This window comes from Thalassotalea sp. 1_MG-2023 (assembly GCF_030546745.1).
In the GTDB taxonomy this organism is placed as follows: domain Bacteria; phylum Pseudomonadota; class Gammaproteobacteria; order Enterobacterales; family Alteromonadaceae; genus Thalassotalea_C.
In genome coordinates, this window is the sequence record NZ_JAUOPD010000022.1 from 1 (window position 1) to 24,172 (window position 24,172).

20 protein-coding genes are annotated in these 24,172 nt (G+C 38.0%); 9 read left to right on the plus strand and 11 right to left on the minus strand.

The window, feature by feature from the left end:
- Positions 1-172: 172 nt before the first annotated feature.
- The 6 genes from miaB to Q4489_RS14610 all read left to right on the plus strand — a co-directional run bounded on the left by miaB (position 173) and on the right by Q4489_RS14610 (position 7,535).
- Positions 173-1,624, plus strand: a complete 1,452-nt coding sequence (miaB, locus tag Q4489_RS14585) for a tRNA (N6-isopentenyl adenosine(37)-C2)-methylthiotransferase MiaB (RefSeq protein ID WP_303481557.1) — start codon at positions 173-175, stop codon at positions 1,622-1,624.
- Between the two features lie 35 nt (positions 1,625-1,659).
- Positions 1,660-2,724 (plus strand): PhoH family protein, encoded by a 1,065-nt coding sequence (locus Q4489_RS14590; RefSeq protein ID WP_303481559.1) that lies wholly within the window; start codon positions 1,660-1,662, stop codon positions 2,722-2,724.
- Positions 2,725-3,186: an rRNA maturation RNase YbeY gene (gene ybeY, locus Q4489_RS14595; protein ID WP_303481560.1), complete on the plus strand. Its 462-nt coding sequence runs from the start codon at positions 2,725-2,727 to the stop codon at positions 3,184-3,186.
- A gap of 117 nt (positions 3,187-3,303) precedes the next feature.
- The gene (locus Q4489_RS14600; RefSeq protein ID WP_303481562.1) at positions 3,304-4,182 is read left to right on the plus strand and encodes an HlyC/CorC family transporter; all 879 of its coding nucleotides are present in this window, start codon (positions 3,304-3,306) and stop codon (positions 4,180-4,182) included.
- A 5-nt stretch (positions 4,183-4,187) separates the two neighbouring features.
- Positions 4,188-5,783, plus strand: a complete 1,596-nt coding sequence (gene lnt, locus Q4489_RS14605) for an apolipoprotein N-acyltransferase (RefSeq protein ID WP_303481564.1) — start codon at positions 4,188-4,190, stop codon at positions 5,781-5,783.
- Between the two features lie 78 nt (positions 5,784-5,861).
- Positions 5,862-7,535, plus strand: coding sequence for an amidohydrolase (locus Q4489_RS14610; RefSeq protein WP_303481567.1), 1,674 nt, complete (start codon positions 5,862-5,864; stop codon positions 7,533-7,535).
- Positions 7,536-7,614: 79 nt separating this feature from the next.
- Here the strand turns inward: Q4489_RS14610 and Q4489_RS14615 are convergent, their stop codons facing one another.
- The 9 genes from Q4489_RS14615 to Q4489_RS14655 form a co-directional block, all read right to left on the minus strand.
- Positions 7,615-8,862 carry a glutamate-5-semialdehyde dehydrogenase gene (locus Q4489_RS14615; protein ID WP_303481570.1) on the minus strand — a complete coding sequence of 416 codons (1,248 nt, stop codon included), beginning with the start codon at positions 8,860-8,862 and terminating at the stop codon, positions 7,615-7,617.
- Positions 8,862-9,977: a glutamate 5-kinase gene (proB, locus tag Q4489_RS14620; RefSeq protein WP_303481572.1), complete on the minus strand. Its 1,116-nt coding sequence runs from the start codon at positions 9,975-9,977 to the stop codon at positions 8,862-8,864. Before proB ends, Q4489_RS14615 begins: the two co-directional genes overlap by 1 nt.
- Before the next feature lie 945 nt (positions 9,978-10,922).
- Positions 10,923-12,368: a 30S ribosomal protein S12 methylthiotransferase RimO gene (rimO, locus tag Q4489_RS14625; RefSeq protein WP_303481574.1), complete on the minus strand. Its 1,446-nt coding sequence runs from the start codon at positions 12,366-12,368 to the stop codon at positions 10,923-10,925.
- Between the two features lie 173 nt (positions 12,369-12,541).
- On the minus strand, positions 12,542-13,144 hold the full coding sequence (locus Q4489_RS14630) for an RNA methyltransferase (RefSeq protein ID WP_368389611.1): 603 nt from the start codon (positions 13,142-13,144) through the stop codon (positions 12,542-12,544).
- 134 nt (positions 13,145-13,278) lie between these two features.
- Positions 13,279-14,460: a DEAD/DEAH box helicase gene (locus tag Q4489_RS14635; protein ID WP_303481576.1), complete on the minus strand. Its 1,182-nt coding sequence runs from the start codon at positions 14,458-14,460 to the stop codon at positions 13,279-13,281.
- A gap of 38 nt (positions 14,461-14,498) precedes the next feature.
- Complete coding sequence (locus tag Q4489_RS14640) at positions 14,499-16,136, minus strand: ABC-F family ATPase (RefSeq protein ID WP_303481579.1); 1,638 nt, start codon at positions 16,134-16,136, stop codon at positions 14,499-14,501.
- A 217-nt stretch (positions 16,137-16,353) separates the two neighbouring features.
- A complete protein-coding gene (locus Q4489_RS14645; RefSeq protein ID WP_303481582.1) occupies positions 16,354-17,292 on the minus strand; it encodes a thioredoxin family protein in 939 nt (312 codons plus the stop codon).
- A gap of 38 nt (positions 17,293-17,330) precedes the next feature.
- Positions 17,331-17,705: a hypothetical protein gene (locus Q4489_RS14650; RefSeq protein ID WP_303481585.1), complete on the minus strand. Its 375-nt coding sequence runs from the start codon at positions 17,703-17,705 to the stop codon at positions 17,331-17,333.
- Positions 17,706-17,798: 93 nt separating this feature from the next.
- Positions 17,799-18,173, minus strand: a complete 375-nt coding sequence (locus Q4489_RS14655) for a hypothetical protein (protein ID WP_303481588.1) — start codon at positions 18,171-18,173, stop codon at positions 17,799-17,801.
- A 130-nt stretch (positions 18,174-18,303) separates the two neighbouring features.
- Here Q4489_RS14655 and Q4489_RS14660 point away from each other — a divergent pair, with 130 nt between their 5' ends.
- A complete protein-coding gene (locus Q4489_RS14660) occupies positions 18,304-19,233 on the plus strand; it encodes a LysR family transcriptional regulator (RefSeq protein WP_303481589.1) in 930 nt (309 codons plus the stop codon).
- 211 nt (positions 19,234-19,444) lie between these two features.
- Here Q4489_RS14660 and Q4489_RS14665 read toward each other — a convergent pair whose 3' ends face one another.
- Positions 19,445-21,133, minus strand: a complete 1,689-nt coding sequence (locus Q4489_RS14665) for a M1 family metallopeptidase (RefSeq protein WP_303481591.1) — start codon at positions 21,131-21,133, stop codon at positions 19,445-19,447.
- Between the two features lie 204 nt (positions 21,134-21,337).
- On the minus strand, positions 21,338-21,811 hold the full coding sequence (locus tag Q4489_RS14670) for an NYN domain-containing protein (protein WP_303481593.1): 474 nt from the start codon (positions 21,809-21,811) through the stop codon (positions 21,338-21,340).
- An 89-nt stretch (positions 21,812-21,900) separates the two neighbouring features.
- Between Q4489_RS14670 and dbpA the strand changes: the two genes are divergently transcribed.
- Both dbpA and Q4489_RS14680 read left to right on the plus strand, forming a co-directional pair.
- A complete protein-coding gene (dbpA, locus tag Q4489_RS14675; RefSeq protein WP_303481596.1) occupies positions 21,901-23,286 on the plus strand; it encodes an ATP-dependent RNA helicase DbpA in 1,386 nt (461 codons plus the stop codon).
- A gap of 186 nt (positions 23,287-23,472) precedes the next feature.
- The gene (locus Q4489_RS14680) at positions 23,473-24,105 is read left to right on the plus strand and encodes a PEP-CTERM sorting domain-containing protein (RefSeq protein ID WP_303481599.1); all 633 of its coding nucleotides are present in this window, start codon (positions 23,473-23,475) and stop codon (positions 24,103-24,105) included.
- Positions 24,106-24,172 lie beyond the last annotated feature (67 nt).

Genomic DNA, 24,172 nt, shown 5'->3' on the forward strand with positions numbered 1-24,172 from the left:
TTCGATGCTCAGAGACGGTGTAATGTGGGAAGCGCCAAAAGTGTAAAATTAACTATTGACGCCATAGTCTCTTGTTAAGCTAGCCACCTTGATAAAGAACGAGTAAAATACGCCCCCTGAAATTCTCTAGCATAAACTAGAATCAATTTTAATCGATAATAGGCATTTAAAAATGAGCAAGAAGTTATTCATCAAAACCTGGGGTTGCCAAATGAACGAGTATGACTCGCAGAAAATGGCAGATTTACTCGACTCAACACATGGCTTTTCACTAGCAGAAGAAGCTGAAGACGCCGATGTTATTCTTTTGAATACTTGCTCTATCCGAGAGAAAGCCCAAGAAAAAGTATTTCATCAACTTGGCCGATGGAAGAACCTTAAAGATCAGAAACCTGATTTAGTTATTGGCGTTGGTGGCTGTGTAGCCTCGCAAGAGGGTGATGCTATTCGTGCCCGTGCACCTTATGTTGACATGGTGTTTGGCCCGCAAACATTACACCGCTTGCCTGAAATGATCCAACAAGTAAAAGGTGAACGTAGCCCTGTTGTGGATGTAAGTTTTCCAGAAATCGAAAAGTTTGACCGTTTGCCTGAACCAAAAGCTGAAGGCCCTTCTGCATTCGTTTCTATTATGGAAGGTTGTAGTAAGTACTGTACTTTCTGTGTTGTTCCTTACACACGTGGTGAAGAAGTTAGCCGCCCGTTAGATGATGTATTATATGAAATCGCTCAACTTGCTGAACAGGGTGTGCGTGAAGTAAACCTACTTGGTCAGAATGTAAACGCCTACCGCGGTGATACCCACGATGGCAGCATTTGTCGCTTTTCTGATTTGATCCGCTTAATTGCAACAATCGATGGTATCGACCGCATTAGATATACCACTTCACATCCTGTTGAATTTACTGACGACATCATTGATGTTTATACCGATGTACCTGAGTTAGTAAGTCATCTTCATTTACCTGTTCAATCAGGCTCTGATCGAATACTCATGCAAATGAAACGCGCACATACGGCGTTGGAATATAAATCTAAAATTCGTCGTTTACGTAAGGCAAGACCAGATATTTGCATGTCTTCTGACTTTATTATTGGTTTTCCAGGTGAAACTAACGAAGATTTTGAAGCAACAATGAACTTAATCAAAGACATTGATTTTGATTTAAGCTTCAGCTTTATTTACAGTGCTCGTCCAGGTACACCAGCAGCTGATTTACCTGACGATATAACAGAAGACGTGAAAAAACAGCGCTTAGCGATTCTACAAGATCGTATTAATCAACAAGCTTTACGTATTGCACGCCAAATGTTAGATACTGAACAACGTATATTAGTTGAAGGACCCTCTAAGAAAAACCCGATGGAGCTACGTGGCCGTACTGAAAATAATCGTATCGTTAACTTTGAAGCACCGCATTCAGTAATCGGGCAGTTTGTTGACGTAAAAATTACCGATGTTTATGCCAACTCATTACGTGGCGAATTAGTGCGTATGGAAAAAGATATGGGCTTACGTATTGCACATTCACCTGCTGATATTTTGTCAAATAGTCACCATAAATCAACAAATACTACTAACACTCGTATTGATGAACTAGGTGTAGGTACTTTCGCACCATAATTTTCACAGATAATAGCAACAAATAGGATACTTTTTTGAGCAATATAGTTACCGAAAACCTCATATTAGAACCTGTTGATAACAGCAGGCAAGCTAACCTATGTGGGCCGATGGATGATAACCTTAAAGCCATTGAGCGCCGTTTAGGTGTGGAAATAAGTTACCGTAGCAATAACTTTAAAGTTGTTGGCGAGCCAAAAAGTGCTGAAGCCGTTATAAAGCTATTAAAAGATTTATATGTTGAAACAGAAACGGTAAAAGGTAAGCAACAAACCATCACTGATGAAATGGTACATTTAGCGATTGTTGACGCTAACGTATTAGAACAGGCACCATCAAAAATTGACGTTGACTACGAACAAATGGTGACGATTAAAACCAAACGCGGTTTAATTAAACCACGTAATAAAAATCAATCAGCTTATGTTCAAAATGTATTAACCAATGACATTAGTTTTGGTATTGGCCCTGCTGGTACCGGTAAAACATATTTAGCAGTTGCCTGTGCCGTTGACGCGCTTGAACGCCAAGAAGTAAGGCGTATTTTATTAACTCGCCCTGCCGTTGAAGCAGGTGAAAAATTAGGTTTTTTACCGGGTGATTTATCACAAAAAGTAGACCCTTACCTACGCCCGCTTTACGATGCATTATTTGAAATGCTGGGTTTTGAAAAAGTTGAAAAATTAATTGAACGTAGTGTTATTGAAATCGCTCCTCTTGCTTACATGCGCGGTAGAACATTAAACGACGCTTTTATCATTCTTGATGAAAGCCAAAATACCACCGTAGAACAAATGAAAATGTTCTTAACCCGTATTGGATTTAACTCTCGTGCGGTTATTACCGGTGATATTACCCAAGTCGACTTACCGAGAGGACAAAAATCAGGGTTAAGACACGCCATTGAGGTGCTCGATAACATACCCGGTGTTAGTTTCAACTTCTTTATGTCTAAAGATGTTGTCAGGCACCCTGTTGTCGCAAGAATTGTAGAAGCTTATGAAGCACACGAAACAAAAGTGAATCGTATTCGTGAGGCCAAAAAGCAACAAGCTGAGCTTGAAAAACAACAGCAAGCAACGCAGGATAAAAACGATTAAATGTCTCACCTTGTCGATTTACAAATAGCTTGCGATGAAAACAACCTACCTCTAACTACAGAGTTTCAAACTTGGGTTGATACCGCATTAAGTCATGTGAACAATAATTATGAACTCACCATTCGACTTGTTGATGAGGTAGAAAGTCAGCAATTAAATTACCAATATCGGGATAAAGATAAACCAACAAATGTTTTATCTTTTCCTTTTGAAGTGCCTGATGGCGTTGATATTAACTTACTTGGTGATCTTATTATTTGTACCTCTGTGGTTGAACATGAAGCTAAACAACAGCAAAAACCCTTAAACCATCATTGGGCACATATGGTGATTCATGGATGCTTGCATTTATTAGGCTTCGACCATATATCTACCGAAGAAGCCGAAGAAATGGAAGCAATAGAAATAGAAAAGCTTGCTACACTAGGTATTAACAACCCTTACATTATTAGCGAGTCATAAACTGTTATTAGCTATGCTGCACTTTAACATAGCGATGTAACATAAATTTTTCTTGAATTGTTTGCTAATTAAATAGACACTTAAAAACCGAGTTATATAAGGAATACAGATTGCTCTATGAGCGAAGATAGCCCCCACTCTAGTAACGGTTCTGCAAATAAATCGCTGATTGATAAATTCGTTCAGCTTTTTACTGGGGAACCGCAAAATAAAGAAGAATTGGTTGAGGTATTAAATGATGCCGAAGACCGTGAACTAATAAAGCCTGAAACCAAGCTTATGATCGAAGGCGTGTTAGAAGTTTCAGATATGCGCGTTAGGGATATAATGATCCCTCGTTCACAAATGATCACCCTCGATATTAACACCCCACTTAATGAATTACTCCCCGTTATTATCGATTCAGGACACTCTCGTTTTCCTGTCATAAATGAAGACATTGATCATATAGAGGGTATTTTATTAGCAAAAGACTTACTCGCTTATGGTTTCGAGCAACAAGCACCGTTAACCTCTTTACAAGAAGTGATCAGACAAGCGATTATCGTGCCTGAAAGCAAACGAGTAGAGCCCCTGTTAAAAGAGTTTCGTTCTCAGCGTTACCATATGGCAATTGTTGTTGATGAATATGGCGGTGTATCTGGTGTCGTTACCATTGAAGATATTCTTGAATTAATTGTTGGTGAAATAGAAGATGAAACCGACGATGAAATTGAAGAAGATATAAAATATTTAGCCGGTAATGTTTATCAAGTAAAAGCATTAACAGAGCTCGACGATTTTATGGAATACTTTAATTGCCAACTTGATGAAGGGGATTCTGACACCATCGGTGGTGTTGTACTTCATACCTTTGGACATATGCCTCGGAAAGGTGAAGAAGTGACAATCAACAAATTTGAATATAAAGTAACCTCTGCTGACAGTCGTCGTTTACAAACTTTGCAAGTTACTGTACCTAAAAACCATAAAGTAAATGGTAAACCCACCGAATAGCACCAATGCTTAAAACGTTTTTCAGCAAATTAGGTACCACACGCATTGGTGCCATGCTATCTAATATATCGCTTTGGATAAGCGCGCTACTTGGCGCTAGCTTGGTTTTTGCTTATGCGCCCTTTTCGCAATGGTGGTTAAGTTGGCTTGTTTTACCTATTTGGTTTCTTTATGTAAATAAACAGTGTACGAATAGCTCCACTTTCCTCAAAGATTGTACTAAACATGGTTTTGCTTTTGGTGTTGGTTGGTTTTCTGCTGGCATTAGTTGGGTGCACGTCAGTATTGCTGAATTTGGTGGTATGCCGTTAGTTGTCTCTGTCGCTATTATGTTTTTGCTTTGCTTATATTTAGCGATATACCCTGCTCTGGCGTTATTTCTCACGGCCAAAATATCAGTGCTGATACGTACACGTATTCAATGGTGGTTATTAGCACCCATTTGGTTATTTACAGAGTATTTACGCAGTGTAGTGCTCACAGGCTTTCCTTGGCTTTCTATTGGCTACACACAAATTGATGCTCCTGTTGCGACGCTCGCCCCCATGATAGGCGAAATAGGCCTATCATTTATTATTTTATTCGTCGCAGGGTTAACAGCAGATTTCATTACAGCAAAGAAAAAACAATATATTGTGCTGCCATCAGCTCTTTTAGCTATCGTTGTTTGGTATAGCCAGACCATTGAATGGGTCACTGTTACAGGTCAATCTAAGCGTGTTGCCTTAGTACAAGGAAATATTGCCCAATCAATAAAATGGGAACCAGAACAGCAATGGCCTACCATGCTTAAGTATTTAGATTTAAGTCGAAAGCATTATGAGGCAGAAATTATTATCTGGCCTGAATCTGCAATTCCAGCGATAGAAACCATGAGTAGTACGCAAGAATTCTTAGATATTGCCAATCAATCGGCAAGTATGAATAATGCGGCAATAATCACTGGGATTATTAATTATCATTTTGAATCAAAGCAATATTTTAATAGTTTAGTTGTGCTTGGCAATGAAGCGGCTAATGATCAACAAGGTGGTTATTATTACAATCACAAAAACCGTTACGATAAGAATCATTTATTACCCATTGGCGAATTTGTACCTTTTGGTGACTTACTCAGACCATTAGCACCTTTTTTTAACTTACCCATGTCATCATTTACCCGTGGCGATTATGTTCAACAAAATTTAATCGCACATGACACTCATTTACTGGCATTAATTTGTTTTGAAATTGCCTTTGCCGACCAGCTTCGTGCAAACTTTTCAGCAAACAGTGACTTTTTACTTACCGTTAGCAATGATGCATGGTTTGGCAATTCTCACGGTCCGCACCAACATATGGAAATAGCACGAATGCGCGCACTAGAATTTGGTCGCCCGTTACTTCGTTCAACAAATACAGGGATCACTGCAATCACTAACCATTTAGGTGAGATCACCAGCATATTACCGCAATTTACTCAAGACGTTTTAAAGCAAGATGTGGCATTAGTCACAGGATTAACGCCCTATAGTCGTTTTGGCAATACGCCACTTTATATAGTTTCTTTGCTAATAGTGCTATGTGCGCTGATACGAAATTTACGTATGAGTAAGTCATAACTGATCCCCACCACACTATAATTTCTGCTAATTCCTGTTAAGATAAAAAAACGCACTCTTACTATATATAATAAAAACATGAAATATACACAGTTAATCGCACTGAGTTTAACCTCTGTGTTAAGCACGTTTACATCTGCACAAACAACACTAATTACCAATATAAATGGCTATACCATCAATAATGATACCGTGACACGCTTTGCGGCTATAAAGTTTAAAGATGATACCATCGCACAAATTTATCAAAAAAATCATCAACCTATTAATTGTAACGGTTGCACCGTTATTGATGGAAAAGGCAAAACTATGCTACCTGGCTTAATTGATGCTCATGGGCATGTATTAAGTTATGGTGAAAGTTTAATGCAGGCAGACTTAACATCAGCAAAAAGCGAAAAAGAAGCTGCTGAAACTACGCTCGCCTATGCCAATAAGAATAAAAACTTAACGTGGATCAAAGGCAGAGGCTGGAACCAAACACAATGGTCAAAAAACGCTTTTCCAACCGCAGCATCATTAGATAAATTGTTTCCTAACAAACCTGTTTGGCTAAGACGTGTTGACGGACATGCTGGCTGGGCAAATAGTAAAGCAATGGAGTTAGCAGGCATTACTAAACAGACCAAAGCACCGCAAGGTGGTGAAATTATTCGCGATGAAAATGGTATTGCTACCGGTATTTTCATTGATAATGCCATGAAACTCATTGAAAAAAATATTGCGCCGTTGACCCTAGCTGAGCAAAAAACAATATTAGCAAATGCAATGAATTCACTCGCGGCACAAGGATTAACCAGCGTACATGATGCCGGCATTGATAGTAAAAACCTCGAAGCTTATTTGCAAATGTCAGGCAATAATAATATGGCAATTCGCATTAATGCCATGCTATACCTCCCTTCTCCTGATTGGCAACAAACACTAAAATACGGCACATTTAGCACTGACAATGATATGCTGCAATTTAATAGCGTAAAAATTCAAGCTGACGGTGCGCTGGGCAGTAGAGGGGCAGCACTAATTGAAGATTATTCAGATCAACATGGTCATCGCGGTCTGCTATTGCATACCCAAGAAGATTTCGAGCGGTATGTAAAAACTGCGATGAAAGAAGGTTTTCAAGTCAACACACATGCCATTGGTGATAATGCGAATAAAATTGTATTAGACTATTACGAAAAAAATATTGCTAACAGCAAAACTCAACATTTACGCCACCGCGTAGAGCACGCCCAAGTACTAAGATTAGTCGATATTCCACGTTTTGATGCGTTAAACGTTATCGCGTCCATGCAAGCAACACATGCAACCTCTGATAAAAATATGGCTGGCGACCGACTTGGCGAAGATAGAATTAAAGGCGCATACGCATGGCGAAAATTACTGAATGCTAATGCTATTATCGCCGCTGGTTCAGACTTTCCCGTTGAATCCCCTAACCCGTTTTTCGGCTTACACGCTTCAATTACCAGACAAGATAAGCAAAACTTACCCGAAGGTGGTTGGATAAAAGAAGAGAAGATGACGAGAGAAGAAGCATTACGAAGCTTTACCGTTGATGCTGCCTATTCAGGCCATCAAGAGGGTATCATTGGCTCACTAAGTAAAGGGAAAAAAGCCGACTTCATTATCATTGATAACGACTTCTTTACCATGCCAGAACAAGATATTTGGCAAATAAAAGTATTAGAAACCTGGGTTAACGGTAAAAAAGTCTACGCAGTTGATAGCAACTCAGATAAAATCTAACACACACATGCTTAAAAGAGAGTTACCTGATTCAATCAAAACATGAACAAAGGTAACTCTTTTATCAAGCATATATTAATTAGACTCTTACTTGTCCTGTTCCATTAACGAGAAACTTTTCAGTGGTAAGCGATTCAATACCCATTGGGCCGTAAGCATGAAGTTTAGTCGTAGCAATACCAATTTCAGCACCCAAACCTAGTTCAGAGCCATCAGAAAAACGAGAAGAAGCGTTAACCATAACAACTGAAGCATCAACTACTTGTTGGAATATAGCTGCTGTTTCGTTATTCTCGGTACAAATCACTTCTGTATGGTTACTGCCAAAGTCATCAATGTGCTTAATTGCCATTTCAAGACTATCAACAACTTTCACCGCAATTTCTAAGCTGAGATATTCTTCACCAAAGCCAGTATTTTCGATCGGTTTAAATGAACTAAAGTACTGGCTTATATTACTTTCTCCATTTACCGTAACCTGCTCTTTTTCGAAGATTTCATTTACCATTGGAAGAAAACGCTCTACGATATCTTTATGCACCACTAAACCTTCAAGGGCGTTACAAACGCCAGGTCGTTGAGTTTTACCATTAACAAGAATATTAAGCGCTTTTTCTAGATCCGCATCTTTATCAACATACAAATGGCAAACGCCTTTATAATGTTGAATAACGGGTATTTTACTGTTTTCGCTAACAAAATTAATTAACCCTTCACCGCCCCTTGGGATGACTAAATCAATATACTGATTTAAGGTTAATAATTCGTTTAACAGCGCTCTATTCGGATCAGGAATAACAGAGACAATAGACGTTGGTAGATCATACTTTTTCAACACACCTTGCAATGTATCAGCAATTGCTAAGCTAGAACTTAATGCTTCTTTACCACCACGTAAAATTACAGCATTACCTGATTTAATACATAATCCAGCTGCGTCAGCAGTCACATTTGGTCTAGCCTCGTAAATCATACATATTACGCCTAATGGTACGCGCATTTTTTGAATATCTATGCCATTCGGTCGCGTTTCTATCAGTCGAGTGCTGCCGACAACGTCTGGTAAATGAGCCACAGTTTCTAGCCCAACAGCCATATCTTCAATACGCTGAGCCGTTAACGTTAAACGGTCAACCATGGCTTCAGATAAACCATTTTCGCGTGCATTCGCTAAATCTTCACTGTTGGCGTTTAATATTTCATCTTGTCTTACTCTTAATGCATTAGCCATGTCACTGAGTAATGCTTTTTTTAGTTCTGAAGATTTAGTTGCAAGCACCTTTGCGCCGATTGCTGCTTGCTCGGCAATATTTGTAATTAAACTCATTATGCTCCTAATAACGTAATATATTGTTTGGAAAGTATCGGTTCATCAGTATTGTCTAATTGCTCCGAAATATGTTCGCTGTTTTGAGTAGCAACGAAATTAAGTAAACAACTACTGTAATTCGTTTTGACTTTAGCTAATTTATCGCCATTATCTTTTCTCACCAGCACTACATCGCCCGCTGAAAACTCACCGCTCACTTCTAAAAGATCTTGAGGTGAAAGTAGATCGCCCGTAGAGTCTTTCTCCATCATAAAGGCATCATCTACAACTAATTCACCTTGAATTTTAGTCGTATGCTTCATCCAATGATGTGTATCTTGCATGGGTTTTGTATGCGGATGAAAATGTGTACCAGGGCTGCTGCCAGCCAATAACTCATTAAAACTCGCTTCATTAAAGCCGTTAACGATATAGGTATCTATGCCATGAGAAACAGCTTTATCTGCGGCTTGAATTTTAGTTTTCATACCACCAGTACCAACATCACTCGTTACTCCACCCGCCATGTTATAGATACCGGCATTAATTTCATAAACATCGGTAATAAGCTGAGCGTTTGTATCTATTTTTGGGTTAGCATCGTAAAGGCCATCAACATCCGAGCAAATAACTAACGTATCAGCATTAGCAGCACTCGCAACCATAGCAGATAAGTTGTCATTATCACCTACTTTCAACCTATCTGTTGCTACGGTGTCATTTTCATTAATAATCGGCAGAATATTGTTGTCGAGCAATTCTTCGATAGTATCTCTAACACTAACATAGCGATCTCTGTTTTTAAGGTCAGCATGCGTTAACAATATTTGCGCGGTATTAAAATCAAATAATCTATCCCACGTTGCCATCATTTCTGATTGACCAGCGGCGGCCATAGCCTTCTTTATTGTAATGGGTGATGTATCAACCCCCTTGAATAAATGAGCACCCGCAGCTACTGAGCCAGAAGAAACCAGTACGACTTGGGTTCCTGACATGCGACAGCGAACGATAAAATTTGCAATGCTTAATAAATATTGGCTACTACAGCCATTTCTATTGGGAGCGATAAGCGCACTTCCAACTTTAATGACAATTCGTTGCCATGGTAATGATTTAGAATCTACATTCACTTTTTATACTCCATTGAGCTGTTATTCGTAGCAAAAAGCTACGCCTTGCCTGCTCTGTCGGCTGTTTTTTTTGACTATCAATAACAAGTAGTCACTAATTTAAGTGGGTGTTTTTACATGGCATTGAGCCTGTAAATATCAGTAGCACACATTGAAGAGCCATCGATTATTCGGTGTAAAAACGTACTAATAACAACGTATTTGATAACGCGCTGATATTAGATTTAGAGGGTTATGTTTTGTTTGCGAAGAGGGTGTTTAAGTTTTTGAAGCCTGAAGAAAGTAACGTCAGGCATAAGCCCAAACCTAGTATTAAATAGAAACATATATAATCAGAAATGTCGGTTTTCATAAACTCTTAAAATCAATTCGTATATTAATGGTTAGTACTCTAATCATTTTCACACTAATTATCAAGTTTAAATTTTGAGCAACAGTATAAAATTCACACTTGAAAACCGAATTTTGCACAACTTAAATTAGTAACACTTCAACTTCCATATTAATAATGTCTTTTGTTTTCAAACAAGTAACACAAATGTAAGCAGCACTTATTTCAGTAATCATTTATCACTAAAAACAATTAGTACAATAAGTAATTTATAAATAACAATAGTAAATAAAGAGCGGTTACCGTTGTAAATGAGTAAATAATGTCAACTAAATGTGATTTTGCTTAGATCCTCTAAGCAAAGGTGGGAAGACAGTAAATCAATACATCTCTACATTAAAGTGTTATATACAGTACTTGCATGTCCTAACAACAATATAACAAACCCATTCAGCCTGCATAAAGTCATGTAATTATTTGAAAAGTTATAGATTGGAATAAAAAAGTGGCTATGCAAAGTACATAGCCACAGTTGTTTTAGTTAGAATAGCGAATGTTCTGTCTGTGCATTTGTTATATTTCCCCTTAAGCTTAAAGGGCACACTGGCTTTATATTAATCGTCTACGCGAACGCCCCAAACATCGTGTTCATCAGCGTGAATGATTTGCACCCAAAGTTGGTCGCCAGGTTCAGCGTCATAATCATCAGACAGATACACTTTACCGTCAATCTCTGGTGCATCCATGTAAGAACGTCCTACAATTCCTAAGTCATTCACTTCATCAACAAGTATTAAATACTCTTGACCAATACGCGCTTGTAACTTCTCGGCGCTGATCCTTGCTTGAACCGCCATAAAACGTTGTAAGCGTTCTTCCATCACTTCTTCAGAAACATGATCAGGCAAATTATTCGCCGTAGCACCTTCAACCGGAGAGTATTTAAAACAACCGACACGGTCTAATTGCGCTTCAACTAAAAAGTCTAATAATTCTTGAAACTCTTCTTCAGTTTCACCAGGAAAACCAACGATGAAGGTTGAACGAATAACTAATTCAGGACAAATTTCTCGCCATTTTTTTATACGTTCAAGCACACGATCAGAACTACCAGGACGTTTCATTAACTTTAAGATACGCTTATTAGCATGTTGGAACGGAATATCTAAATACGGGAGTATTTTCCCTTCGGCCATTAAGGGGATAATTTTATCGACATGTGGATAAGGGTAAACATAATGCAAGCGCACCCAAACGCCCTGCTTTGCTAACTCTTCACAAAGTTGCTGCATATGTGTTTTAACCGGCATTCCTTCATAGAAATCAAGTTTATGTTTAACATCAACACCATAGGCAGATGTGTCTTGCGAAATTACCAATAATTCTTTAACGCCGGCATTCACCAGTCGGCTTGCTTCACCTAACACATCACCAACTGGACGAGAGTCTAAATCACCGCGCATAGAAGGAATAATGCAAAACGTACAACGATGATTACAGCCTTCAGATATTTTTAAATAAGCAAAATGTTTAGGGGTAAGCTTTACGCCTTGATCAGGAATTAAATCAACGAACGGGTTATGTTTCGGTTTTTCCAAATGTTCATGAACTTGGGTTAGCACTTCATCGTATGCATGTGGACCAGTTACCCCCAATACATTCGGATGCAATTCAATAATTTCATCTTTCTTTGCACCTAAACACCCTGTCACTAGCACTTTACCGTTTTCTTTAAGCGCTTCACCAATGGTATCTAAAGATTCCTGTACCGCTGAATCGATAAAGCCACAGGTATTCACAATCACCATATCGGCGTCGTTATAACTTGGTACTACGTCATAACCTTCGGTACGCAATTGCGTTAATATGCGTTCGGAATCTACAAGGTTCTTAGGACAGCCTAACGATACAAAACCAATGCGCGAGCCTTGCGTTTTACTATGATCAATATGACTAGCTTGCTCTTCTATCACCTTATTTGGTGTGTTTAAGGTAGTTGTTTCTTTTGCTATATCAATAGCTTGAGAAGAATTACTTGGATCAAATTGTTGAACAGTCATAAAACGCCTTGTATAAAACAGCAGTAATCAATAAAAATCACAGATGATTTTGGGTGCGCGAATTATACAGGATTCACTGGTGATAGTGAATTAAAGTGCCTATCTGGATATTTATATACTTAAAGTGAGTTTCAAATGCCTCGCTCTAAGAACTTCTACGTGCTTTAACGCTATTAATCGGTTCTAATTTTAAGGCGGTTATTCGTATCTCTACTATTTCTAATAAGTTCATCACCTTTATTAATACCAGACGATTTCGCTAACCGATCATAAAGAACAACATTCGCTGTTGCAGCTAAATTTAAGCAATCTTTTGTCGGTATATAAACAACATGATCAGCTTGATCAATGAGCGACTGGCTAATAGAACCATCTTCGGGGCCAAAAATGTACAAAGCGCGATCTGGGTGAGAAAACTCCGTCAGTGACGTTGCACCAAGGCACAGCTCAACACATACAACTTCCATATTTTCGGATTTTTTACTGATCAAGCAGTCTACTTGAGTAAAAGGAATTTTATTTCTGGATTTATGTGTATCGGTATTGGTTTTTACTTCATATTGGGCAGCCCGCGCATAACGGGTACCCGTGTATAATACTTCGTTTGCATTAAAGCACCCTGCTGCCCGCATTATTGTGCCGACATTACTTGGCCCTTTAGGGTTAACTAGGCCGATTATTACCTTTGACTGACTCATTTTATGAAGTTGATATTTAGGATCTGTTGATATTTCAAGATTAAATTTTGTTCGAACTAAACGCTTTTTGGTTAGCATACCTTAAAAAATGCTCTAGTAATAACACTAGAACACTAAATAACAATTTTACCTCGCTATCGGTAGAACGATAAGTGATAAAACAATGCATTTATTAAGCAAAGCTGATAACAGCAAGTTGATAGATATAACAATTAACGTTTAGCTTTCGGTACATAGTTTAAAACCGATATTGGAACGGTTTTTTTAACCGGAAACTCATCAAAAGTTTTCCGCGCAAGAACGTGCCCTAACCGACTTTCAATGGCACAAAGTTCACGAAAATTATCTTTTGATACTAAAGAAATAGCTTCGCCTCTTGCACCGGCTCGACCAGTTCGGCCTATTCTATGAATATATTCATCAGCTTGCGCTGGTAAATCGTAATTAATAACGCGTGTTAAATTACCAATGTCGATTCCTCGAGCAGCGATTCCTGTAGCGACCAACATTTGTATTTTACCGGCTTTAAAATCAGCTAAAATTTTCTCTCGTATTGCTTGCGTTCTACCACTATGAATACACTCAGCTTTAATATCACGTTTTGCCAATTGACTCACTAACTTAGCAGCACCATGCTTTGTTTCAATAAAAATAAGCGCTTGTTGCCATTGATACGTTTGAATTAAATGACTCAATAGCGCTGACTTTTTATCTTTATCTACTGTCACCAGCCATTGTGTTATTTTAGGTTTAGCGGTTTTATTTGACTCAATCGTGATTTCTGTCGGGTTTTCCATACTTCGCTTTGCTAAGCAGCGAATTTCATCAGAGATTGTTGCAGAAAAAAGTAAATTTTGTCGTTGTGTAGGTAACCGTTCAATGATTTTGTTAATATCATCAATAAAGCCCATATCAAGCATGCGGTCAGCTTCGTCAATGACTAACATGGTCAATTCATCAAAATGAAAAGCGCGCTGGTGCGCCATATCTAGAAGTCTACCCGGTGTTGCCACCAGTATATCAACGCCCCAAATTAATTGCTGTTTTTGCGTCTCAATATCTACACCACCATACATTGCCATGCTGGTTAGTGAAACATGCTTTGCATATTGTTGGATGCTTGCTTCTATTTGTATCGCGAGCTCACGCGTAGGTGCTAAAATAAGTGCACGAATTCGTTTACCTCGTACCGATTTACCATTATCAAGCAGTGCTAACATTGGTAAAACAAAGCTCGCTGTTTTTCCAGTACCAGTATGAGCAGCAGCCACCACATTTTTGCCTGATAAGATAACAGGAATGGCTTTTTTTTGTATCGTTGTTGCTGTGTGGTATCCCAGTTCATCAACGGCTTTAATAATTGATGCTGGTAATCCAAGTGTTGAAAATGACATACTTTACCTTTACCCCGCCTAAACTAGCCAAACACCGTTTATGCAATGAACTGCTTACTGTCGTTGGCCATCATACTTTTAGCATGAAGTTCCTGCTCGCTGGGCAAGTATTCATCCAAAGAACCTTGAAAGTTAATAATTTTTTTATCTTTAATATCAATGATCCGTGTAGCTAAACTTGAGACAAATGCTCGGTCATGACTGACAAAAATCAGCGTGCCTTCAAACGCTTTCAACGCATTATTAAGCGCATCGATAGCTTCAATATCCATATGGTTTGTTGGCTCGTCCATGATCAATACATTAATATCTTGCATCATCAACATGCCAAAAAGTAAGCGGTTTTTTTCGCCGCCTGAACAGTTGCGGGCTTTTTTATTGGCGTCGTCTTCAGTAAAAAGTAAACGCCCTAACATACCACGAACCATTAAATCATTATGACATGGTCTACGCCACTGAGACATCCAATCCATCAAGGTTAAATCATTATCAAAAAAGTGACCGCTATCTTGAGGACAATACCCTACTGAGGCATTTTCAGACCATTTCACAACACCGGCTTTTGGGGTGATTTCATTCATTAAACAGCGTAGAAAGGTGGTTTTACCTACACCGTTTTCTCCGATAACTGCGAGTTTTGCGCCCGCTTCTAATAATAAATCACCCTGTTCAAACAACATTTCATTATCAAAACTATGTGAAAGGTTTTCGAGCTCTAACGCTTGTCGGTGCATTTTTTTGCCCGATGTAAAAGCGAGATTTGGTGTGATACGACTTGAAGATTTAACTTCATCTAGTTTAATTTTGTCCATTTTCTTAGCACGAGAACTGGCTTGTTTGGCTTTAGATGCATTAGCACCAAATCGATTAACAAAATCTTGTAGTTCTTCAATTTCAGCTGCTTTCTTGGCATTTCCTGCTAATAATTGTTCTCGTAATAAACTAGATTGCGCGAGAAAGTATTCATAATTACCGGGATAAATGCGTAATTCACCATAATCTATATCTGCCATATGCGTACAAACTGCATTTAGAAAATGTCGATCATGGGAAATAATAATCATGGTACATTTGCGTTTATTTAGCTCGCCCTCTAACCAGTTAATCGTATGAATATCTAGGTTGTTGGTAGGTTCATCTAGCAATAAAATATCTGGGTTAGCAAACAATGCTTGGGCCAGCAAAACTCGAAGCTTCCAGCCCGGTGCAACCTGCTCCATTAAACCATAATGTAATGATTCTTCTATGCCTGCTTCTAATAAAATTTCACCGGCTCTGCTTTCAGCACTATATCCGTCCATTTCTGCAAACTGGCTTTCTAGATCACCAACACGCATGCCGTCTGCTTCGCTCATGTGCTCCTGTGCATAAATGGCATCTCTTTCTTGTTTTATTTTCCATAAAGCGACATCTCCCATGATCACAGTATCAATGACACTGTATTGCTCAAAAGCGAATTGATCTTGGCTTAAAGTACCTACTTTGTTGCCTGAAGCCACTGAAACATTACCCGATGTAGGCGTTAACTCACCGCTAAGAATTTTCATAAAAGTTGATTTTCCACAACCATTAGCACCGATCAAACCGTAACGGTTGCCGTTGCCAAATTTAGCAGAAATATTTTCAAATAACGGCTCGGCGCCAAATTGCATGGTAATATTTGATGTAGTGATCAAAAGGAACTTCCTAGAATAAACGAATAGAATTGAACGGCAGGCTGTAGATAAAAACGATAAACAAAGAACATGCTGACTCAAAATAATAAGGTCGCGCATTATACAGCATTAAACGCTTTCACCCTATTATTTTGCACCTTTTATTACCGTTTTTAGCTAAAACTCATAAATGGGGTCAGGTACATTAATCATCGTAGCGATGACTTCATTACTGCAACTAAAGCTGTTTTGTTAGTTCTGCTATATGTTCTAAATTAGCTTTATTGCTAAAGTTTGAAGTTCTGTAAACCACTTGATCATTCTTCAGCAAGATTAATGTAGGGTACTGTTTAACGTTATATTGATGAAATAAATGATTACTTTTATCAATTTTGATCAAATGTTTAATGTTATATTTTTTCTTGTATTCTTCTAAATCAGCTTTGCCTGTCCATAATCGTGAAACAATTCCGTGCCAATTAATCTTGGTAAACTTTTGAGAAAGCTGGTTCATATTTTTTTGTCCATCGATGCAGTTTTTAGATACTTCAGGACGAGTTTCAACAAGGTACCAATCACACCATGTTGCGGTAAAATATAACGCGTGTAATTGGCCATTGTCAGCGTCAATATCAATACTAATTTCAGTATTTTTAATGTTGTCCGAGGGTAGTTGCACTAAAGATGCTGATTGCGACAATAACGATAATTTATTATCAAGAGATTCATTTGCTTGGTGACCTACATGCACTAAATTCATTTGTTTATCAAAGAGTAAATGATATGGCGTACCAACAAAATTAAAGGCTTTAGCCAAATCACCGCTATCATCTATGGCTGTAGGCATTGTTAACGAAAACTTATCTATTAACGCTTTAACAGAGGCTTCATCATCATGTATTCCCAGATTAATTCCAATGGTTTTAATTGATGTGTTGTATTGTTGTTGAACATGTTGAAAGTGTGGCATTTCTTTCAAACACGGCTGACACCAAGTGGCCCAAAACTTTAAATACACAGCCTGTTTATCTTTATAGTCGATTAATGATATTTGCTCTCCAGATAATAGCGTTATCGGCATGTTCAATAATTTATCAGCCAAATTACTCGACCAAACGTTAAAGGCACTCAACATGAAAAATGACAAAAGAACTAACGTCAGACAATGTTTTCGCATTGACTTCTCCTTACTTGTAAAAATAAAAATATTGAGAGTTAAACCAGTAAACTAGCTAAACCGACCAAAGACACTAGAGAAAATAATGTCGTAGATGGAAATCTCAACGGGTGAATTTTTCCTTTCATTGCCACTGCTACACTCAAACACGCAAAGCAGCTATTTAATAGCGTTAGGAAGATCACTAATTCAATTTTATCCGGATTTAACGCAACAAAGGCATAACCACCAGACATCAAAAAGGTATAAATAGTGACGATATGCCAACAATAGTAATTCAACCATTTTGAAGCTAATGGCAACGTAGTATCTTCCAATAGAGGTGTTGCAACCCTACTGCCACCAACAAAGGTATGAATGACAAAAGTAACACCACTGATTAACACTGCAATCCATAATAAATCAACTTGCATCACCAACCTCTTTAAGCTTTTAAAATTGAATTAAATTCATAGTCTATAAAACTTTGCCTCATTATTATTCGCGTCAAAATAGTCAATTAACGTTTAAGACAACAATGTTAATACACTAATAAGCGTTAGTACTACCCAACCTGGGTGTTTACCTTTTGTTGCAAATAATACTAAAAGAGCACTGCAAAGCATGATTGCGGCAATGTTATAAGTAATCATGCCAATGACATCTACATGAGAAGAGCTTGCAAAAGCAATGGTCCATAATATTGCACCTAATGACCAACCAAATAACGTGACTAAATGCCAACTTGCCCACAATATTCTAAGTTGTCTAGCCGCGAGTAAACTGCCTCCCTGTGTAGGCACAACCGTTTTATGCCTAAGCTTTTTAAAAATAAGTAATTCACCTAAAATTGAATGTATTACCCCAAGTAAGATAGCAAAAACTCCTGCCGCAATAAGCATGCACATTCCCTCGTATTAATATTTCAAACGCTAAGTAATGAACTTGCCACTAGTATAACGGATAAATTATTTGCCAGAAGTGCCACTTGTTCATTATATTGATGAATATAATTCATATAAGGATAGTCATATGGATAAGTTCAGAGCAATGACGCTTTTTGCAACCACGACTAAAACAGAAAACTTTACTGAAACAGCAAAACTACATGCAACTGATCCATCCACCGTCAGTAAAGCAATAAAGCGCCTTGAGGAGCAGCTCGGACTGCAATTGTTTAATCGCTCAACTAGGCAATTAAAGCTAACCTCTGCAGGTAGCCGTTATGCTCAAATGGTTGAAGAGTTATTGTTAAAGCTTAAAGCGCATGAAGAAGAATTACGACAAGATTCTCGCGATATCAAAGGCACATTAAAAATCAATCTGCCAGTATCTTACGGCCGCCAATACGTATTACCCATGTTGTGTGAGTTTAGAGAAGCTTATCCGCAATTACAGTTAGATATAAATTTTAGTGACGAATATGTGGATATGATCAAAGAGTCAATTGATATCTCCATTAGAAGCGGCACCATAGCCGACAATCGACTTGTTGCTCAGAAACTCAGCCCGATCAAATTTGTACTTTGCATTGGCAGTAATGCAGATATTACGAATAATATTGAAATAACACAGGAATGTTTATCTTCTTATCCTTGGATACTGTTTCGATTTAAGCAAACAGGTAAAACCATGCCAATTGATTTTAATTATAAGGGTAAGCGCATCTCCTTAGAGCCAACACAAAAAACAATAGTAGATGATGGTGAAGCAATGGCAGAGCTCTGCGCCGCAAACGCTGGTATTGCCTTGATGCCCCATTTCATTGCAAAACAATGGGTAAAAACAAATAAGGTAAAAATTATTGCAACACTGGATGAATCACAATCTGTAGCATCTGGAGTTTATATTATCTACGCCAAGCGTGAGCATTTACCGAAAAGAAGAAGAGTTTTTATCGACTTTGTGAAAGCTTACTTAGTAAAACTGGGGGAATCTCCTCGTAAAACTTGGCTAGATTAGCCTTCAAAACTACTGATAAATGGGGTCAGGTACATTTTTACTTCTTGAAATTATCCATTGGCAAATACGTTAAAATGCAAAAATACAGTAGTTTATTTAAGGTTGATAAGTCTGGACGATTGCCACACGTCGTCCAGACTTTACTAATTTACTCGCCAAGCAGAAAGCCGTTTTTAATATTGCTCAATTAAGTTACCACTTATAATAAACGTTATTTAGCATTTTCTTTGATAAAGTGCTGATAATCCGCCACGTGAGGCTTGTCAATTAGCACTTTACTCATAGGGTCAATGATCACTAAATCATTAGGTAACACCTCTATCGTTTGAGGATGAGTCAAGTCGAGTGTTAGCATTTTTCCATTCACTGATACATCTAAAGGTAATGGGAAAGGCAAATCATTTGGCGTTTTCCACTGCAATGTTAAACGATTATCAGTTTTGGTTTGCATGATTTCAGGTAACTTAGCTTGATAGAAATAAACATCAAAAAACCATTTAAAATCTTTGCCCGTTAAGCGGTTAACAATACGAAGAAAGTCTTCAGTATCAGCAAGTACCGGTTTGAAATTACCAGGGGTTGGCTTTGCTGTGCCATACACTAGTTCAGTAGTTGCATTGAAAAAGTGTTCATCACCAATAATGTTACGTAAAGTATGTAATACCCAGGGTGCTTTCGCGTAAATATCTGCTCCTGGACCACCTTTTTCTTCTTGGTAAACACCTTCTACAGTTAATAATTTTTTACTCACTATCGGCGCTTTATTTCGTACTTTTAATCGCATATCAAACATGTGCGACATATAAGCAGTTTGACCATGTAAGTAATATTCGTATAACGGGTGCATATAAGCGCCAAAGCCCTCATGTAACCACATAGCATTGGCATTTTTATTGGTTAACTGATTTGCAAACCATTCATGAGCGAATTCATGAAACATCAACCAGTCAAAACCATATTTATCAGTTATGTAATTATTACCATAAGCATTAATCGTTTGATGTTCCATACCTAAATGAGGGGTATCAACAACACCTATTTTGTCTTGGCCAAATGGATAAGGGCCAATTTTACGTTCAAAGAACGTGGTTATGTCTAGCAACTCTTGTACTAGCTTTTTAGCACCTTCTTTGTTTTCTGGAAGGTGATAAAACTCAACTGGAATTTCATTGCCATACTGGCTGTTAAACGTTGTTTTAATGACTTCATAAGGGCCCACGTTTATAGCAACACCATACGTATTTAATTGTGATAATGCTTTCCAATGATAGGTATCTGTTGTTTCACCTTTAGTTACCGACTGCAGTGTACCATTTGCCGCGGCAACCAATCCTTTAGGAACAGTAATATGCATAGTTGTCGTTTTTGGCTCACCTATAGGGTTATCAATACATGGCCAAAATAAGTCACACCCTTCACCTTGAACAGCCGTAGCAATCCAGTCTTTACCACTCGATGTTTTCGCCCAAACAAAACCACCATCCCAAGGCGCTTTTACGGCTTCTCGAGGAACGTCCGAATAGTGTATTTCAACGGTAAATTTACCCTTTATTTTGTTAGGTAAATTGATTAAAAGTAACCCTTCTGGATTACTGTATTGGTTTTCATCAATGATTTTGCTGTTGATCAGCACTTTATTAATAGAAAAAAAGTTATCTAAATTGATACCAACGTTGTTCCTTGAATGGTCACTAACAAGGGTTAGTATGCCCGTGCCATTAATTGCTTTCTCTTTTGGCAATATGGTGAAATGAAGCTCTGCATGTTGCAACAAAAGCCCTTGCTGTGATGTTGGTAACGGGCCGTCACTTCCCATGGTGTATTGACTACGTTCAAAGGCAATCACACCACCCGATAAAACAAGCAAACTAACTAATATACTCGCGATCAAACATCTCATGATGTCGTCCTCAAAATGAAAAACTTTCATTAACTTAGCTTGTTATCGGTTATGGTAAAAGAAAATTGCGATTAACAACGAAAAGAACAGTATGAATTACATACAAGGTATCTATGAACTAAAAATTAAGCCGGAAAAAACTATCGAAAAATATACATCAATCGATATTTGACAAAAAATCATGATCAAATACACAAATAAACGCTACATTAATAGCGTATTGTCTATACGGGTAAAGTCGCTAGCAGCATTAATTAACGAGGCCGCTGTTAATTGCGCCACACCAAACACATGTGTTTGACATTGGTACTTATCAGCAACTTTTTCTAACAATAAATCAAAATCGCCATCGCCAGAAAGTAAGATTACTTTATCAACGTCTGGGGCTGCATCAAGCACATCAATTGCGATACCTACGTCCCAATCTCCTTTTGCCGAGCCATCACTTCGTTGTATAAATGGCTTTAATTTAACATCAAAGCCTATATGCTTTAACGCCGTTTGGAACTTATGTTGCTGATCATCATCACGCGCGATGGCATAAGCATTAGCCATTACAATATCACCCTGCTGGCTTATCTGCTGCCAAAACTGACGATAATTAAATTGCCTACCGAATGCCTGACGGGTGGTGTAGTAAATATTTTGAACATCAACAAAAATAGCGATTTTGCTCACGAAACAATCCTGAAAAAGTAAAAACATTCGCACTATATCACCTATGCTCTGATATAATCTAAACAATTCACATTAATAAGGTTTATCGATTGTCTGCTCTCTCTTTTTCTAACACTGTACTTAGCTCTGAACTAACAGAGAACTTAACACGATTAGGTTATTTAGAAATGACACCTATTCAAGAAAGAGCATTACCAAAAATACTGGCGGGCCAAGACATTATTGGTCAAGGTAAAACCGGTTCTGGTAAAACAGCTACGTTCTCATTAGGGCTATTACATAACTTAAACGTTAAACGTTTTCGAGTACAGTCACTTGTTTTATGTCCAACCCGAGAACTTGCAGACCAAGTTGCCAAAGAAATAAGAAAATTAGCTGCAGCTATTCACAATGTAAAAGTTTTAACATTGTGTGGTGGCACACCAATGGGCCCGCAAATTGGTTCACTTGAACATGGTGCGCATATTATTGTGGGCACACCAGGACGCATTGAAGATCACCTACGTAAAGGTCGGTTAGACTTATCAGAGCTCAATACTCTCGTGTTAGATGAAGCTGATAGAATGTTAGAAATGGGTTTTCAGCCGGCATTAGAGTTAATTTTTTCTCATTGCCCAACAGAAAGACAATCTTTACTTTTTAGCGCTACATTTCCCGACAAAATACAAGCCATGGCTAATCAGATCATGCAAAAGCCTGAACTGATAAAAGTTGAGAGTAGTCATAACCATTCAAGCATTGAGCAACACTTTTTTGAAGTAGACAACAATGATGGGCGTACCACAGCGGTCGCTTTATTATTACAACAATTTCAACCGAACTCTTGCGTGGTTTTTTGTAATACTAAATTAGAAACACAAGCATTGAGTGATTCGTTAATTCAACGTGGTTTTAGCTGCGCAGCATTACACGGAGACTTAGAACAGCGTGACCGTGATCAAACGTTAATTCGCTTTGCCAATAAAAGCGTTAACATTCTTGTTGCTACTGATGTAGCCGCTCGCGGTCTTGATATTGACAATATAACGATGGTGTTAAACTACCACATTGCTCACGATCCAGAAATTCACGTTCATCGCATTGGTCGTACTGGACGCGCCGGAAATACAGGCATCGCCTGTTCGTTAATGAGTAATAAAGAAGCACACAAAGTAATACGGTTAGAAGAATATTTAGCCTTAGAAATTCACGCAAAGCCTTTACCTAATAACGATGTATTAAATAATCCTATTTCAATGGCCCCTATGACAACTATTCAAATTGATGGCGGTAAAAAACAAAAGCTACGCCCTGGAGACATTCTTGGTGCTTTAACCGCTAACAATGCGATTGATGGTGATACCATAGGAAAAATACAAATGACCCCATTAAAGGCTTATGTTGCTGTAAAACGCACAGTTGCTAAAAAAGCATTAAAGGTTATTTCCGAAGGTAAAATGAAAGGACGGAATTTTCGTGCACGGATTATTAAGTAATAATGTTGTGCTGCCTTAAAACGCTAACGCATAACAATGTGTCTAAGATTTTTACAACAAGTATCGACATTAAAAACACAATAACCATAAGCATTTGAATATATGTAGAAAAATAATAACGGCGTGTTTTTTGCCTAGTTAAGTCTATAGGTTCATTAAATACACTCTCATTATAAAGAGAACAATATGACGTTAACAATTATTAAATCATCGTTAGTTTCCTTATTAGTATTAGCCACTAGTTACGCACATGGTACGCTAATAGATTTTGATACTGATGCAAATGGCAACGTTATTACTGCCAATACTGCAATAACCAACCAGTATCAAAACTGGGGAGTAACTTTTGCAGGCTTTGAAGACAACGCTTCAATAAATATCAACGCAGCACCTGATCCTGATGGCGTAACAGCACCCAGTGGCAGTAATGTATTAACTAATTGTGCTGTTGCAAGCTTAGGCTGCCCAGGCAATAGAGCTGATATCGTAGAAATATTATTTAGTGGTAGTAGCTCTAATATATCGCTTATGCTTGATACCCTAGGCTCAAGTTCAGTAACTTTTGAACTTTACGATATCAATAACTTACTTTTAGAAACTAAAACTGTTTCATCTAATACATCAACATATGTACCTGTAAGTTTTTCATCAGTGGGCGTGAGCAAAATTTTAGGCTTGCAGCCTAATGAAAGTTGGGCATGGGCGATGGACGATCTTTCATTTGACATGAATTTAAGCGCTGAGATACCTGAACCTTCAATCATCTTCATACTATCACTAGGACTATTAGCTTTACGCTTTTCTAGAGTAAAAAAATAACCTGATAAGTATAGTAAGACTAAGCGTGAATTTACGCGCTTAGTTTTACTGTCTAATAGATAGTTTT

Coding starts and splice junctions, on each gene's coding strand:
- Q4489_RS14630 (WP_368389611.1), bottom strand. CDS start 13,144: ATGCTAACCAAAAAGCGTTTAGTTCGAACAAAATTTAATCTTGAAATA.
- Q4489_RS14660 (WP_303481589.1), top strand. CDS start 18,304: ATGGATAAGTTCAGAGCAATGACGCTTTTTGCAACCACGACTAAAACA.
- rimO (WP_303481574.1), bottom strand. CDS start 12,368: ATGACTGTTCAACAATTTGATCCAAGTAATTCTTCTCAAGCTATTGAT.
- Q4489_RS14600 (WP_303481562.1), top strand. CDS start 3,304: ATGAGCGAAGATAGCCCCCACTCTAGTAACGGTTCTGCAAATAAATCG.
- Q4489_RS14610 (WP_303481567.1), top strand. CDS start 5,862: ATGAAATATACACAGTTAATCGCACTGAGTTTAACCTCTGTGTTAAGC.
- Q4489_RS14680 (WP_303481599.1), top strand. CDS start 23,473: ATGACGTTAACAATTATTAAATCATCGTTAGTTTCCTTATTAGTATTA.
- ybeY (WP_303481560.1), top strand. CDS start 2,725: ATGTCTCACCTTGTCGATTTACAAATAGCTTGCGATGAAAACAACCTA.
- Q4489_RS14635 (WP_303481576.1), bottom strand. CDS start 14,460: ATGTCATTTTCAACACTTGGATTACCAGCATCAATTATTAAAGCCGTT.
- Q4489_RS14645 (WP_303481582.1), bottom strand. CDS start 17,292: ATGCGAAAACATTGTCTGACGTTAGTTCTTTTGTCATTTTTCATGTTG.
- Q4489_RS14615 (WP_303481570.1), bottom strand. CDS start 8,862: ATGAGTTTAATTACAAATATTGCCGAGCAAGCAGCAATCGGCGCAAAG.
- Q4489_RS14665 (WP_303481591.1), bottom strand. CDS start 21,133: ATGAGATGTTTGATCGCGAGTATATTAGTTAGTTTGCTTGTTTTATCG.
- miaB (WP_303481557.1), top strand. CDS start 173: ATGAGCAAGAAGTTATTCATCAAAACCTGGGGTTGCCAAATGAACGAG.
- Q4489_RS14650 (WP_303481585.1), bottom strand. CDS start 17,705: ATGCAAGTTGATTTATTATGGATTGCAGTGTTAATCAGTGGTGTTACT.
- Q4489_RS14655 (WP_303481588.1), bottom strand. CDS start 18,173: ATGCTTATTGCGGCAGGAGTTTTTGCTATCTTACTTGGGGTAATACAT.
- lnt (WP_303481564.1), top strand. CDS start 4,188: ATGCTTAAAACGTTTTTCAGCAAATTAGGTACCACACGCATTGGTGCC.